This is a genomic window from Achromobacter sp. MUI-25009338 (genome assembly GCF_057359325.1).
Window position 1 is genome coordinate 184,288 of record NZ_CM170627.1, and the last position, 15,063, is coordinate 199,350.

Annotated in this window: 9 protein-coding genes; 5 read left to right on the plus strand and 4 right to left on the minus strand. The window is 66.9% G+C overall.

What is annotated here, in order from left to right:
• Positions 1 to 6: 6 nt before the first annotated feature.
• Complete coding sequence (locus AC1IQ6_RS00885) at positions 7 to 4,746, minus strand: glutamate synthase-related protein (RefSeq protein ID WP_111826190.1); 4,740 nt, start codon at positions 4,744 to 4,746, stop codon at positions 7 to 9.
• 380 nt (positions 4,747 to 5,126) lie between these two features.
• Complete coding sequence (locus AC1IQ6_RS00890) at positions 5,127 to 5,870, minus strand: hypothetical protein (protein WP_111826189.1); 744 nt, start codon at positions 5,868 to 5,870, stop codon at positions 5,127 to 5,129.
• Positions 5,871 to 6,103: 233 nt separating this feature from the next.
• On the opposite strand from AC1IQ6_RS00890, the gene fghA reads away from it, so the two are divergent.
• The 3 genes from fghA (at position 6,104) to rpoH (ending at position 8,819) form a co-directional block, all read left to right on the plus strand.
• On the plus strand, positions 6,104 to 6,970 hold the full coding sequence (fghA, locus tag AC1IQ6_RS00895) for an S-formylglutathione hydrolase (RefSeq protein WP_485865656.1): 867 nt from the start codon (positions 6,104 to 6,106) through the stop codon (positions 6,968 to 6,970).
• Between the two features lie 63 nt (positions 6,971 to 7,033).
• On the plus strand, positions 7,034 to 7,723 hold the full coding sequence (locus AC1IQ6_RS00900) for a hypothetical protein (RefSeq protein ID WP_102773060.1): 690 nt from the start codon (positions 7,034 to 7,036) through the stop codon (positions 7,721 to 7,723).
• A 211-nt stretch (positions 7,724 to 7,934) separates the two neighbouring features.
• Positions 7,935 to 8,819, plus strand: coding sequence for an RNA polymerase sigma factor RpoH (gene rpoH, locus AC1IQ6_RS00905; protein WP_102773061.1), 885 nt, complete (start codon positions 7,935 to 7,937; stop codon positions 8,817 to 8,819).
• 276 nt (positions 8,820 to 9,095) lie between these two features.
• On the opposite strand, the gene AC1IQ6_RS00910 is transcribed toward rpoH, so the two are convergent.
• The gene (locus tag AC1IQ6_RS00910) at positions 9,096 to 9,890 is read right to left on the minus strand and encodes a phosphodiesterase (RefSeq protein WP_479731772.1); all 795 of its coding nucleotides are present in this window, start codon (positions 9,888 to 9,890) and stop codon (positions 9,096 to 9,098) included.
• A 234-nt stretch (positions 9,891 to 10,124) separates the two neighbouring features.
• Here AC1IQ6_RS00910 and AC1IQ6_RS00915 point away from each other — a divergent pair, with 234 nt between their 5' ends.
• The gene (locus AC1IQ6_RS00915) at positions 10,125 to 12,776 is read left to right on the plus strand and encodes a cation:proton antiporter (RefSeq protein WP_102773063.1); all 2,652 of its coding nucleotides are present in this window, start codon (positions 10,125 to 10,127) and stop codon (positions 12,774 to 12,776) included.
• 6 nt (positions 12,777 to 12,782) lie between these two features.
• Here AC1IQ6_RS00915 and AC1IQ6_RS00920 read toward each other — a convergent pair whose 3' ends face one another.
• Positions 12,783 to 13,595 carry an NUDIX hydrolase gene (locus AC1IQ6_RS00920; RefSeq protein WP_102773064.1) on the minus strand — a complete coding sequence of 271 codons (813 nt, stop codon included), beginning with the start codon at positions 13,593 to 13,595 and terminating at the stop codon, positions 12,783 to 12,785.
• Between the two features lie 290 nt (positions 13,596 to 13,885).
• Here AC1IQ6_RS00920 and coxB point away from each other — a divergent pair, with 290 nt between their 5' ends.
• Positions 13,886 to 15,043 (plus strand): cytochrome c oxidase subunit II, encoded by a 1,158-nt coding sequence (gene coxB, locus AC1IQ6_RS00925; protein WP_102773065.1) that lies wholly within the window; start codon positions 13,886 to 13,888, stop codon positions 15,041 to 15,043.
• Positions 15,044 to 15,063: the final 20 nt, after the last annotated feature.

The window sequence follows — 15,063 nt, forward strand, 5'->3', positions numbered from 1 at the left end:
TTTCCCTCACGCAGCCAGTTGTTGCGGGTTGGCTGCACGCCACATTTCACCCAATGCGCGGCGGTAGTCCGTCGGCATGACCTTTACGAATTTGCCGCGCGAGGCTTCCCAGTCGCCCAGGATTTCGCGGGCGCGGAAGCTGCCGGTGTAGCGGAAGTGGTCTTCCACCAGGCGGCGCAGGATGGTTTCGTCCGTTTCGCGTTCGCCGCCGCGCTGGGCGCTGTGCCAGGTGTCCATGTTGTCCTGCGCGGCCTGTTCGGCGTGCGGGACCACGGGTTCCAGTTCGACCATGGACAGGTTGGCGCGGTGCTTGAGCGTGCGCTCCGGGTCCCACACATAGGCCACGCCGCCGGACATGCCGGCCGCGAAGTTGCGGCCGGTGGCGCCCAGCACCACGACGGTGCCGCCGGTCATGTATTCGCAGCCGTGGTCGCCGGTGCCTTCCACGACGGTGGCCGCGCCCGAGTTGCGCACCGCGAAGCGTTCGCCGGCCACGCCGTTGAAGAACGCCTCGCCCGCCAGCGCGCCGTACAGCACGGTGTTGCCGGCGATGATGTGATCCGGGCCGAAGCCGCGGAAATCGTTGGGCGAGCGCACGATGATGCGGCCGCCCGACAGGCCCTTGCCGACGTAGTCGTTGCCTTCGCCCACCAGGTCCATGGTGATGCCATGGGCCAGGAAGGCGCCGAAGCTCTGGCCGGCGGTGCCATTGCACTGGATGTGGATGGTGTCGTCCGGCAGGCCCTCGTGGCCGTAGCGCGCGGCCACCGCGCCCGACAGCATGGCGCCGATGGTGCGGTTGCGGTTGCGCACCGGCACGATGAACGAGACCTTCTCGCCGCGCTCCAGCGCCGGCTTGCTGCGCTCGATCAGCTGGTGGTCCAGCGCGCCGGCCAGGCCGTGGTCCTGCTCTTCGGTCTGGCGCACTTCGGCGTCGGACAGGGTCTGGTGGAACACGCGGGTGAAGTCCAGGCCCTGGGCCTTCCAGTGCTCCACGCCCGAACGCATGTCGAGCAGGTCGGCGCGGCCGATCAGGTCGTCGAACTTGCGGATGCCCAGCTGGGCCATGATTTCGCGCACTTCCTCGGCGATGAAGAAGAAGAAGTTGACGACGTGCTCCGGCTTGCCCTGGAATTTCTTGCGCAGCACCGGGTCCTGCGTGGCCACGCCCACCGGGCAGGTGTTCAGGTGGCACTTGCGCATCATGATGCAGCCTTCGACGACCAGCGGCGCGGTGGCGAAGCCGAATTCGTCGGCGCCCAGCAGCGCGCCGATGACCACGTCGCGGCCGGTCTTCATCTGGCCGTCGGCCTGCACGCGGATGCGGCTGCGCAGGCGGTTGAGCACCAGCGTCTGCTGCGTCTCGGCCAGGCCCAGCTCCCAGGGCGTGCCGACGTGCTTGATGGACGACACCGGCGAGGCGCCCGTGCCGCCGTCATGGCCGGCGATCACGACGTGGTCGGCCTTGGCCTTGGCCACGCCCGCGGCCACCGTGCCCACGCCCACTTCGGACACCAGCTTGACCGAGATCGAGGCCTTGGAATTGACGTTCTTCAGGTCGTGGATCAGCTGGGCCAGGTCTTCGATGGAATAGATGTCGTGGTGCGGCGGGGGCGAGATCAGGCCCACGCCCGGCACCGAATAGCGCAGCTTGGCGATGTATTCCGACACCTTGTGGCCGGGCAGCTGGCCGCCCTCGCCGGGCTTGGCGCCCTGGGCCATCTTGATCTGGATCTGGTCGGCCGAGGACAGGTATTCGGCGGTCACGCCGAAACGGCCCGAGGCCACCTGCTTGATCTTCGAGCGCAGCGAGTCGCCCTTCTTCAGCGCGACGTCGGCTTCGATGCGCTCGGCGCCCAGCACCGAGGCCAGCGTGTCGCCGTCCTTGATGAGGCTCTTGCCTTCGCGCATCTCGGCGCGGTAGCGCAGTTCGTCCTCGCCGCCTTCGCCGGTGTTGGACTTGCCGCCGATGCGGTTCATGGCCACGGCCAGCACCGAGTGCGCCTCGGTCGAGATCGAGCCCAGCGACATGGCGCCGGTGGCGAAGCGCTTGACGATCTCCTTGGCCGGCTCGACGTCGTCCAGCGGGATGGCGCGCGACGGATCGAAGCGGAACTCGAACAGGCCGCGCAGCGTCATGTGGCGGCGGCTCTGGTCGTTGATGATCTGCGCGTACTCCTTGTACGTGCGGTAGTTGTTGGCGCGCGAGGCGTGCTGCAGCTTGGCGATGGAGTCCGGCGTCCACATGTGCTCTTCGCCGCGCACGCGATAGGCGTATTCGCCGCCCGCGTCCAGGTCGTTGGCCAGGACCGGATCGGTGCCGAAGGCGGCGCGGTGCTGGCGCAGCGCTTCCTCGGCGACCTGGAAGATGCCGATGCCTTCGATATTGGAGGCGGTGCCGGTGAAGTACTTGTTCACCAGGGCGCTTTGCAGGCCCACGGCTTCGAAGATCTGCGCGCCGGTGTAGGACATGTAGGTGGAAATGCCCATCTTGGACATGACCTTGTTCAGGCCCTTGCCGATCGCCTTGATGTAGTTCTTGACCGCCTTTTCGGGGTCATTCATCTTGCCCAGCGATTCCAGCGCCAGGTAGGGGTGGATGGCTTCGGCGCCATAGCCGCCCAGCAGCGCGAAATGGTGCACCTCGCGCGCCGAGCCGGTCTCCACGACCAGGCCGGTGTTGGTGCGCAGGCCGGCGCGGATCAGGTGCTGGTGCACCGCCGAGGTGGCCAGCAGCGCGGGGATGGCCACGCGTTCGCTGTCGACCAGGCGGTCGGACACGATCAGGATGTTGTAGCCGCTGCGCACCGCGTCCACGGCGCGCGCGCACAGCGCGGCCACGCGGGCTTCGATGCCCTCGGGACCCCAGGCGGCCGGATAGGTGATGTCCAGCTCGAAGCTGCGGAACTTCTTGCCCGTCACCTGCTCGATGTCGCGGATCTGCGCCATGGCGGCGAAGTCCAGCACCGGCTGCGACACTTCCAGGCGCAGCGGCGGGTTGACGTTGTTGATGTCCAGCAGGTTGGGCTTGGGGCCGATGAACGACACCAGCGACATCACCAGCTGCTCGCGGATCGGGTCGATCGGCGGGTTGGTGACCTGCGCGAACAGCTGGCGGAAATAGTTGTAGAACGGCTTGGCGCGGTCCGACAGCACGGCCAGCGGGGCGTCGTTGCCCATCGAGCCGATCACTTCCTCGCCGCTGGCGGCCATGGGCTCGAGGATGAACTTGTAGTCTTCCTGGGTCCAGCCGAAAGCCTGCTGGCGGTCCAGCAGCGAGACCGGCGATTGCGTGGCCGTGGCGGCCTGGCGCGGCGCCGGCAGCGATTCCAGCTTGATCTGCAGGCGCTCGATCCACTGGCGGTAGGGGCGGCTGTTGGACAGCTGCAGCTTGATCTCGGCGTCGTCGATGATGCGGCCCTGCTCCAGGTCGATCAGGAACATCTTGCCCGGCTGCAGGCGCCACTTCTTGACGATGCGGTTCTCGGGGATGGACAGCGTGCCGGCCTCGGAGGCCAGAATCACCATGTCGTCGTCGGTGACCAGGTAGCGCGCCGGGCGCAGGCCGTTACGGTCCAGCGTGGCGCCGATCTGGCGGCCGTCGGTGAACGCGACCGCGGCCGGGCCGTCCCACGGCTCCATCATGGCGGCGTGGTACTCGTAGAAAGCGCGGCGGCTTTCGTCCATCTGCGTGTGCTGCTCCCAGGCTTCCGGGATCATCATCATCATGGCGTGGGCCAGCGAGTAGCCCGAGTTCACCAGCAGTTCCAGGCAGTTGTCGAAGGTCGCGGTGTCGGACTGGCCTTCGTAGACGATGGGGTACAGCTTCTTCAGGTCGTCGCCCAGCACGGCCGACTGCATCATGCCTTCGCGCGCGCGCAGCCAGTTGAAGTTGCCCTTGACCGTGTTGATTTCGCCGTTGTGGGCGATCATGCGGTACGGGTGGGCCAACGGCCAGGCCGGGAAGGTATTGGTGGAGAAGCGCTGGTGCACCAGGGCCAGGGCCGAGACGGTGCGGGTGTCGGCCAGGTCGCGGTAGTAGCGGCCGACCTGGTCGGCCAGCAGCAGGCCCTTGTAGACCACGGTGCGCACCGAGGCCGAGGGCACGAAGTATTCCTTGCCATGCGCCAGATGCATGTTCTGGATGGCGTGGCTGGCGGTCTTGCGGATCACGTACAGCTTGCGTTCCAGCGCGTCCGGCACCATCACGTCGGCGCCGCGGCCGATGAACAGCTGGCGGATCACCGGCTCGCAGGCGCGCACGGCGGGCGACATGGGCATGTCCACGTCCACCGGCACATTGCGCCAGCCCAGCACGACCTGGCCCTCGGCGCGCACCGAACGCTCCAGCTCTTGCTCGCAGGCCAGGCGCGAGGCGGTTTCCTTGGGCAGGAACACCATGGCCACGCCGTATTCGCCGGGCGGCGGCAGGACGATGCCCTGCTGGCTCAGCTCGTCGCGGTACAGCGCGTCGGGGATCTGGATCAGGATGCCGGCGCCGTCGCCCATCAGCTTGTCCGCGCCCACCGCGCCGCGATGGTCCAGGTTCTCCAGGATCTTCAGGCCCTGCTGGATGATGGCGTGGCTTTTCTTGCCCTTGATGTGGGCGACGAAACCGACGCCGCAGGCGTCATGTTCGTTCTTGGGGTGGTACAGGCCCTGGGCGGGAGGCAGACCGATGCGGCTCGCATCGATGGGGGTCGCCTTGGGCGGGAGACAGGATTCGATCTGGGTGTTTTGGGGCATGGCGCGCTCCGCAGTAGGCCTGCGTCGTGATGTTGCAGTGCAGGAGACGGACAATACCCCTGACAGGAGCAGGGTGCAATAGGAATAAACAGGGTATGTCCCTAATTATATTTAGGGACGCTCATAGGAAAATTATTCGGTGACGTATCTAGATCGTTGCCTGGCGCGGGTTTCCGGAAAGGGGTGCAGACGGAGAAGCGACACTCGGCCGGGATTTGGCTATTTTTGCTGCTATGCGTCCCCGATAATTTTGGATATCTAGGCCGATCGTATCCGCAATCCGGTGTTGCGCAATCGCAATGGCGAGCGCCGCGACGCGCCCCGGGGCGCGTCATGCATGCAGGAAAACGGGGAAAGGAATCCGCCCGGGACGGGGCGGATCAGGAATTGGACGTGGAAGAGGAAGGTTCGGCGTCGGCCGGCGCGGCTGCGGCCGGCTTCTTGCGCGGGCGTCCGCGCTGGCCCGGGGCCACGCGCCGGCTGGCGGTGTGGGCCAGGCTGGCGATGAAGGCGGGGCCGCCCAGCGCCCACTGGCCGGAAACCGCCTGGTCGATGCGCTGGCTTTCCTCGCGCGACAGGCCGTCCTGCAGGCGCTTGCGGTAATTGGCCTGGCGGTCGAACGGCGTGTTGCCGCAGGCCCAGTAATCGGCGTGGTCCGACTGCCATTGGGCGGGGGCGGCCGTGGTGTTGCCGGTGTGGCTGGAGGCCGAGGACCAGGGCCAGGAGTCCGGGTCCTGCGAGGCGCCGCTGCGCACGGGATAGGTTTCCAGCCAGACCAGGGCCGGCAGCACCCAGGCGCCCGGTTCCAGCAGGGCCGAGCGGTAGCGGCCGGCGAATACGCGCCCGCCGCGCAGCCGCGCCGCCAGGTTGCGGCCCAGCGTCTGCATGAGCCGCGGCAGGCCTTCTTCGTCGGCCGGCGTGGCCAGCAGCAGGATGCGGTCGTTGGCGAGCAGCCAGCCATGAACCGAGACCCGATGGCGCTGGGCGGATTCGCCCAGCCACGTGGCCAGCTGGTTCAGGATGTCGGCCGGCGCGGGTTGAGACGGCGCCGCCAGCGGCTGGATGAAATTGGCCTGCACCAATTGGGGCAGCCCAGGGGCGTACAGACGGGGCAGACGGGCCATAGTGTCAGGACTTGCGTATCCGGAAGAACGGGTTGTCTTCTCTCACGGTATATAAATAGTGCCACGGTAGGCGGCGGTCAAGTCCCGTGATCGCGATATGGGCAAGGATCCGTCATTTTTTTCGTCGTCCGTACCCGAATACGTGCAGGTTAACATTCGGCGACGGAACGTCGTACCGTGGATATACCCTAACCCGCGGGCGTTTTTTCATCCCCTACGACTGGAGCAGATCTATGGCCGTGGCCCTCGAACTCATCTCGCAGCACCGCTGTTTCGGCGGCTGGCAGCGCTATTACCGCCACGAATCCGCGCAGATCGGCCTGCCCATGCGGTTCTCGGTCTATCTGCCGCCCCAGGCCGAGCAAGGCCCGGTACCCGTCCTGTTCTACCTGGCCGGGCTGACCTGCACCGAAGAGACTTTCATGATCAAGGCCGGCGCCCAGCGCCTGGCGGCGGAGCTGGGCGTCATGCTGGTGGCCCCGGACACCAGCCCGCGCGGGGCCAACGTGCCGGGCGAGGACGAAAACTGGGACCTGGGCACCGGCGCGGGCTTTTACGTGGACGCCACCACGCCGGCCTGGCGCACGCACTACCGCATGTACAGCTACGTGACCGAAGAACTGCATGCCATCGTCACCGGCGGCGCGCTGCCGGGCGACGCATCGCGCACCGGGATCTTCGGCCATTCCATGGGCGGCCACGGCGCGCTGGTGCTGGCGCTGCGCAACCCCGCCAAATTCCGCTCGGTGTCGGCCTTCGCGCCCATCGCCGCGCCCAGCCTGTGCCCGTGGGGCAAGAAGGCCTTCGGCGCCTACCTGGGCGCCGACGTCCAGGACTGGGCCGCCTACGACGCGTCGGCGCTGATGCGCCAGGCCCGCCAGCCGTTTCCCGGGGGCATTCTGATCGACCAGGGAGAATCGGACCAGTTTCTGGCGGAACAGTTGTATCCCGAGGTATTCGAGCAGGCCTGCGCCGCCGCCGGCCAGCCGTTGACCCTGCGTCGCCACGAGAGCTACGACCACGGCTATTACTTCATCTCGACGTTTATCGAGGATCACATCCGGTTTCACGTCGAGCGGCTTGGAAAACCCGCGGCCTGAGGCCGCTTCTATACTGGCCGGCCACCGCCCGCGGCGGTTCTTACCTAATCGGGAACGGCTGATTTGATCAACGGAATCGCTCCTTTCGTCTGGATACTGCTGGGCGCCATCGTCGTCCTGCTGCCGGGCATCGTCATGCTGCTGGGCAAGGGCGGCCCACGCGACGAGCGCGGCCGCAAAATGTTCCAGCTCCGGCCGGTGCGCCGCCTGTTCGGGCTGATGCTGGTGCTGCTGGGCTGCGTGTCCGGCCTGCTGGCCCTGTCGCTGGTGCAGTTCTTCCGCCTGACCACCGACGAGCCGGTGGCCCGCGTGGAGATCCGCCAGCTGGCCGAGGGCCAGTTCCAGGTGGACGCCAGCGCGCCGGCCATCGGCAGCCGCCAGTACGTGCTGTACGGCGACCAGTGGCAGATCGACGCGCGGGTGGTGCGCTGGAAGGTGCCGGCGCTGATGGCGGGCGTGCCGCCGCTGTACCGCCTGGAGCGGCTGTCCGGCCGCTACAGCGACGCGGCCCGCGAGGCCTCGGCCACCCGTTCGGTGCATCCGCTGGACGACTGGCCCGCGCCCGACCTCGGTTCGCTGAAGAAAAACTTCCCGAACTGGTTCCCCTTCGTCGATGTCCAATTCGGCAGCGGCGCCTACATGCCCCTGTTCGACGGCGCCCGCTACCAGGTCTTCCTGGACCCGCGCGGGGCGCTGTTCATCCGCCCCGACGGCCAGGCTACGGTCGACGGCCTCAAGCGCCTGGGCTGGTAGTGTGAACACCCACGCTGCGCCGCCTTGGGGCGGCCCGGCGGCGGCGCGGCCATTCTTGCGCTGGCTCGAACTTCTCGGGCCAAAAAAATTGGGGGCGAATCATGTGTGGTGGAACTTTGATGCGCCGCAATAGTCGAATTAGCACTCCCTTTACTAGAGTGCTAACATCGAATTCATGTCGTCATCCTTAAGCCTTCCGGAGACTCCCGTTATGAAACAACCCAGTACCTCGTTGGCCACTTCCGGCAACGCCCTGGCGTTGGCCATCGGCAATCCGGGCGCGCTCGGCACGATCGACGCATACATTTCCGCGGTGAATCGCCTGCCGGTGCTGTCGGCTGAACGAGAAACCGAGCTGGGACGCCGCCTGCGCGACCAGGAAGACCTGGGCGCGGCGCGCGAGTTGATCCTGTCGCACCTGCGCCTGGTGGTGTCCGTGGCCCGCCAGTACCTGGGCTACGGCCTGCCCCACGCCGACCTGATCCAGGAAGGCAACGTCGGCCTGATGAAGGCCGTCAAACGTTTCGACCCCGAGCGCGGCGTGCGCCTGGTGTCGTTCGCCGTGCACTGGATCAAGGCGGAAATCCACGAATACATCATCCGCAACTGGCGCCTGGTCAAGGTGGCCACCACCAAGGCCCAGCGCAAGCTGTTCTTCAACCTGCGCAGCATGCGGCCCGACGGCCAGACGCTGGACCCCGAGCAGGTCGATCACATCGCGCGCGAGCTGAACGTGCGCCGCGAAGACGTGAGCGAAATGGAAGTGCGCCTGTCCGGGCGCGACATGTCGCTGGAAAACCAGGACGACGACGATGAGAGCTACGCGCCCATCGCCTATCTGTCCGACGACGGCCGCCAGGAACCCACGCGGGTCCTGGAGCGCGCCGCGCGCGACCGGCTGCAGGGCAGCGGGCTGAGCGACGCGCTGGAAGCGCTGGACCCGCGTTCGCGCCGCATCGTCGAGGCGCGCTGGCTGCAGGACGACGGCGGCGCCACGCTGCACGAACTGGCCCAGGAATTCGGCGTCTCAGCCGAGCGCATCCGCCAGATCGAGGCCGCCGCCCTCAAGAAAATGCGCGGCAATCTCCAGGCCTGACACGCCTGCCGCACGCCCATGCAAAAGGCCGCTTTCGAGCGGCCTTTGTCTTTGGCGGCGCGCCTGGCGGCCGTTACATGAATTGATACAAATTCACCCGGAATTTTTGCGCCGCGCCAGAAACTTAATGCGGGCCGCGCCGACTAACTTCATGTAGACCGCGAACTCCGGTTGGCTGTCTAGTCGTCCGTCTCGGCTTCTCCTCTTTCCCCTCCCCTATGAGACGGATGTTTGCGGGGCACCAATAATCTATGATTGGTGCCCCGTTTTTTATGCCTAGGCCGCCTGCACCTTGTCCGACGCCGCCAGCGCCGGACGCCACAACGCGTCCTGCACCCGCCGCACGCCGGTCGCCAGCGATCCGTCCTGGTACAGCTTGATCCAGCGATACCCCGGCGCCATGTTGTCCACCACGTGCTGCCCGTCGCGGATGCTGAACTGGAAGCACGTGGACGGCGTGGCCAGCATGCGCAGGTTATGGCGGCGGCGGTCGAAGTCGTGGTGCACGTGTCCCCACAGCAGCACGCGGGCCTGCGGCCAGCGGGCCAGCAGCTTGAACAGCGCCTGCGGGTTGTCGATCATCATCGTGTCGTGCCAGTGGCTGTCGATCTGCATGGGGTTGTGGTGCATCGCGACCAGCGTGTGGCGCCCGGGCGCTTCGGCCAGGGCGGCCTCCAGCAGATCCAGCTGGCTGGCGGGCAGGTGGCCCGCGTCGGAGCCGGGCACCGTGGTGTCCAGCGTCACGACGCGCCAGGCGCCCACGTCGGTGACCGGCTCGGACCACTGCGCCAGTTCCTCGCGCATCACGGCAGGCAGGTCATGGTTGCCCGGCAGGCAGCGGATGGTGGCGCGGTCCAGCGCCGGCGCCTCGGACAGGATGGAGGCAAAGCGGCGGTAGGCCGCCGCCGCGCCGTCCTGGGACAGGTCACCGGTGGCCAGCAGCAGGTCGGGATGGCGGCCGTCGGCCTCGATCTGGCGCAGCACGGCGCGCAGGCTGGCGTCGGTGTCGACGCCCAGCATCACGGTGCCGGGCTCGCCGAACAGGTGGCTGTCGGTGAGCTGGACCAGCATGGCGGGCGCGTCGTCGCGCCGGGTCAGGGCATGGATGCGGGCCAAGTGCCGCTCCTGAAAAGTTGAAGCGATTCCACATTACCCAAAAAACGCGTCGCCACGCGTATCGCGCTTGCGTATTGGGGTAACCAAACGTGCATTCTCTACGATTCTCTACAGTTCGCCGCCCGGACTTGGGGAAAAAAGCCGCTATTCTTGTGAAATTTCTCCCTAGCCTCAGACGCGGCGCTATCCATGGATGTCGGTTTTCTCGTATTCGGCCTGGCCGGTTTGCTCACGCTGGTCTGCTTCATGCCGCCTTTGGCCGGCCGCCTCAAGCTGCCGTACTCGGTGCTGCTGGCCATCGTCGGCTGTCTGCTGGGCATCATCGTGCACCTGCACGGCTGGGCGCCGCGCTGGATCGGCGATTTTCTGGATTCGCTGGAACGCTTCGAGATCTCGTCGGAAACCTTCCTGATGGTGTTCCTGCCGGTGCTGCTGTTCGAGACCGCGCTGTCGATGAACGTGCGGCGCCTGATGGACGACATCGGCCCCATCCTGATGATGGCCATCGTGGCCGTGGTGGTGTGCACCGTGGCCGTCGGGGTGGCGCTGGACGCCGTGTCGTCCTACGGCCTGGTGGTCTGCCTGCTGCTGGGCGCCATCGTGGCCACGACCGACCCGGTGGCGGTGGTGGGCATTTTCCGCGAGGTGGGCGCGCCCAAGCGCCTGACCACGCTGGTCGAGGGCGAAAGCCTGTTCAACGACGCGGCCTCCATCGCCTTGTACTCGGTGCTGCTGGCGGTGCTGGGCGGCCACGGCGAACTGACCGTGAGCGGCATTTTCAACGACTTCATCGTGCACTTCCTGGGCGGCGGCCTGGCCGGCTACGCGATGGGGCGGCTGGCCTGCTTCCTGTTCGCGTGGCTGCGCGGCTTTCCCACCGCCGAAATCACGCTGACGCTGACGCTAGCCTATCTGTCCTTCTTCATTTCCGAGCACTACCTGAACGTCTCGGGCGTGGTCGCCACGGTGATCGCCGGCCTGGTGGTCGGCTCCACCGGCCGCACCCGCATGTCGCCCACCACGTTCGAATACCTGTCCAGCGCCTGGGGACAGTTCGGGTTCTGGGCCAATTCGCTGATCTTCCTGTTCGCGGCCATGCTGATCCCGAAGCTGATGGCGGCGGCCGACTGGCAGGAACTGCTGCTGGTGGTGGTGCTGTTCGTGACCACGCTGGCGGCGCGCGCCATCGTGGTGTTCGGCCTGCTGCCGTTGCTGGGCCTGACCCGGCTGGGCACCAAGGTCAGCAGGCCGTACAAGGTGGTGATGCTGTGGGGCGGCCTGCGCGGCGCGGTCTCGCTGGCGCTGGCGCTGGCCGTCACGGAACAGACCGGCGTGCCCGAAGAGGCGCGCCAGTTCATCGCGGTCGCCACCACCAGCTTCGTGCTGCTCACGCTGTTCGTCAACGGCATCAGCCTGCGTCCGCTGATCCGCGCGCTGGGCCTGAACCAGCTCTCGCCGGTGGAGCGCACCATCCGCAACCAGGCCCTGGCCGTGGCGCTGGAAGACCTGCAGGGCAAGACGGAAGAGGTCGCGCGCAGCGAGCACATCGGCGCCGAGGTGCGCGACCGCATCCGCGCGGTGTTCGACGCCAGTCTGACCAGCGTGCACGACGGCCAGGTCGGCCAGATGAGCGACGAGCAGCGCGTGGCGGTGGGCCTGGCCATCGTGGCGCAGCGCGAAGAGGAAATGTTCTTCGACATCCTGAAGGCGCAGATCGTGGACTGGCGCATGGCCGAGGCGCTGCTGGCGCGGGCCGAGCGGCTGGAGGACGCGATCCGGCAGGGCGGCGTCGCGGGCTTCGAGCGCGGGATCGTCGACGACGTGCGCTATTCGCCCGGTTTCCGGCTGGCGCTGCGGCTGCACTACGTGTTCGGCTTCCAGAGCTGGCTGGCGCGCGAACTGGCCCAGCGTTTCGCCAATCTGATGAGCAAGCGGTCGGTCGCGCAGCGCCTGATCGCGTTCGCGCGCGAACAGATCACGCCGCTGCTGGGCGAAGAGGCCACCGCGCGCATCGTGTCCCTGCACCAGCGCCGCCTGGACCTGATCGAAAACGCCATACAGGCGCTGAATCTGCAATATCCGTCCTACGCGCAATGGCTGCAGGAAAGCTATCTGGGCCGCGTGGCGCGCGAAATGGAGCGCATCCGCTACCGCGACATGCTGGAGCAGTTCCTGATCAGCGGCGAGGTGTACGCCGACCTGATGGCGCAGTTGAAGAGCCGCTGGGCCCATATCGACCGCCATCCGCCGCTGGACATCGAAATGAGCGCGGCCGAGCTGATCAAGCGCGTGCCGCTGTTCGAGGGGCTGTCGGCCGATTCGCTGCGCGCCATCAGCAAGCTGCTCAAGCCGCGGCTGTCGCTGCCGGACCAGCGCGTGCTCACCAAGGGCCGGCACGGCGGCGAAATGTGCTTCGTGGCCTCCGGGGCCGTGGCCGTGCACCTGCCGGACAACACCCTGATCGAACTGGGCAGCGGCGAATTCTTCGGCGAACTGGGGCTGCTGGGCGAGCAGCAGATCGAGCCCGACGTGACCTCGCTGGGCTACAGCAAGCTGCTCATGCTGTCGTCGCGGGATTTCCACGCGCTGCTGGCGCGCGACGAGAACCTGCGCGAGCGCATCCAGCTGGTGGCCAAGCAGCGCCTGCGCGCCATCGAGGTGTGGAAGCAGTTCTCGCAGGCCAATGCCGCGGCCGCACCGGCGCCCGCGCCGGCCTCCGCGCCCAGCCCGGCCCAGGCCGCGGAAGCCGCCGAGGCCGCGGGCGCAACCCCGCCCGCCGGCGAGGCGCCGCAAGCCGATCCGCCGCCCGCGGGCATGCTGGACGCGGCGCGTCCGGGCTGACGGGCCTCAGGCCGGGATTTCGCCGGCCGCGCGGCGCTGCATGATGTCTTCGACGATCACCAGCGCCGCTTCCAGCGTGAATTCGCCCTCGGCGATGCGGCGCAGCACCGTGGCCACGTCCAGCGTGGCGATCTCCATGACTTCGCCGTCGCGGTTGGCGGGCCGGGCGTCGGCTTCCAGCACGCAGGTGCTGGTCAGCACGTCCTCGACCTGATAGCCCTCGGGCAGGCGCCGATGGATGCGCAATATGGTGCGCAGCGGCGTGCGACGCGCCAGGTCGGGCTCGTCCAGCCCGGCTTCCTCGCCGCATTCGCGCACCAGCGCCAGTTCCAGGTCCTCGCGGCTGCCGGCCAGGCCGCCCACCAACGTATCCCACATGCCGGGATCGGTGGATTTGCTGAGCGAGCGGCGCGCGACCCACAGGCGGCCGTCGGGCGTCCACGCGTTCAGGTGCACGGCCTTGGTGAGCAGGCCCAGGGGGCGCACCGCGGCGCGTTCGATCACGCCCAGGGCAGTGTCGCCGTCCATGACGTCCAGCAATTCGTCGCGCCAGCCGCGCAGGCAGTTGGCTTGGCGCAACAGTTGCGCGGCCCGTTCGAGCACGCCATCCAGTTGCGCGCCCGGCTCCAGACCCGCGCCGATGCGCAGGGTCTCGCCGTCGGCGTCGATATCGGCCGCGCCGCGCAGCGCGTCGCACGCCGCGTGCGTGGCCCAGCCGCAGCGGCGCCCCGCTATATATAAAGCGCGCGCGCCGTCGGGAGCGGGCTCCTGGGCGCGTGCGCAAAGGGCGGCGTACAGATCGGGCAACTGTTGTGGCATCGGGGAATCGTGGTGTTGATGTTACCGACGATTTTATGCCAGCCTGTTTTCAGCCCCAGGTCAAGAGGGCGAGGCCAAATGGGGGCGGCGCCTACGAATTCAAGGGCGCTAACTTACATCTGTTTGCGCGTCCGCTATAATCCGGCAGTTTCTTTGTGATTTCGAGTGGGAACGACAGGGGCCGCTCTATCTCCCTGCCTCGCCCCTGCCATCTAATAATTGCGTGTTGCCCGTTTCCGGTGACTTCCGCCACTAGAGAACGGACCTACGCGCCGTGTTTCGAGGTAAGCATGAAGAAGTGGAGAGGGATACTGGGGACTTGTGCGATGCTGATGGCCAGCGTGGCGAGTGCTCAGGTGCAAGACATGCCCGGCGGCCCGAAGGTCAACCAGCTGAACCTGCATGAGGGCGTGACGTCGATTTCGCGCGACATCATGTGGCTGCACTGGATGCTGCTCACGATCTGTATCGTGATCTTCATCGGTGTGTTCGGGGTGATGTTCTATTCCATCTGGGCGCACCGCAAGTCGCGCGGCCACAAGGCCGCCACCTTCCACGAACACCTCGGCGTCGAAGTCGCATGGACGGTCATCCCGTTCATCATCGTCATCGCCATGGCGCTGCCGGCCACCAAGACCGTGGTCGCCATGAAGGACACCTCCAGCGCCGATCTCACCGTCAAGGTCACCGGCTATCAATGGAAGTGGGGCTACGAGTACCTCGACGGCCCGGCCGCCGGCGTCAAGTTCCTGTCCACTCTGTCGACCCCGCGCGCGCAGATCGAGAACCGCGAGCCCAAGGGCGAGTTCTACCTGATGGAAGTGGACAATCACCTGGTGGTGCCGGTGAATAAAAAGGTCCGCATCGTCCTGACCGCCGCCGACGTCATCCACTCCTGGATGATTCCGGACTTCGGCGTCAAGCAGGACGCCATCCCCGGCTTCCTGCGCGATGCCTGGTTCAATGCCGACAAACCCGGCATTTACCGCGGCCAGTGCGCGGAACTCTGCGGCAAGGATCACGCTTTCATGCCCATCGTCGTGGAAGTTATGGCGCAAGCCGACTACGATAAGTGGGTCGAAGACCAAAAGAAGAAGATGGCGGCGAACGCCGACGATCCCAACAAGGAGTGGACGGAAGCCGAACTGGTTGCCCGCGGCGAGAAGGTTTTCGCGGCGAATTGCGTGGCCTGTCACCAGGCCAACGGCAAGGGCATCCCGGGCAGCTTCCCCCCGCTCGACGGAGACAAGGTTGTTCTGGGGCCGAAGGCCGAACAGATCAACACCGTGCTGAAGGGCAAGCCCGGCACCGCGATGGCGCCGTTCGGCGGCCAGCTCAACGATGTCGAGATCGCGGCGGTCATCAGCTATACGCGCCATGCCTGGAGCAATGCAGGCAAGGGGCAGGACCCGACGGTTCAGCCGAAGGACGTGACGGCTGCGCGCTGATCGCGCGCGCCCAGCCACGC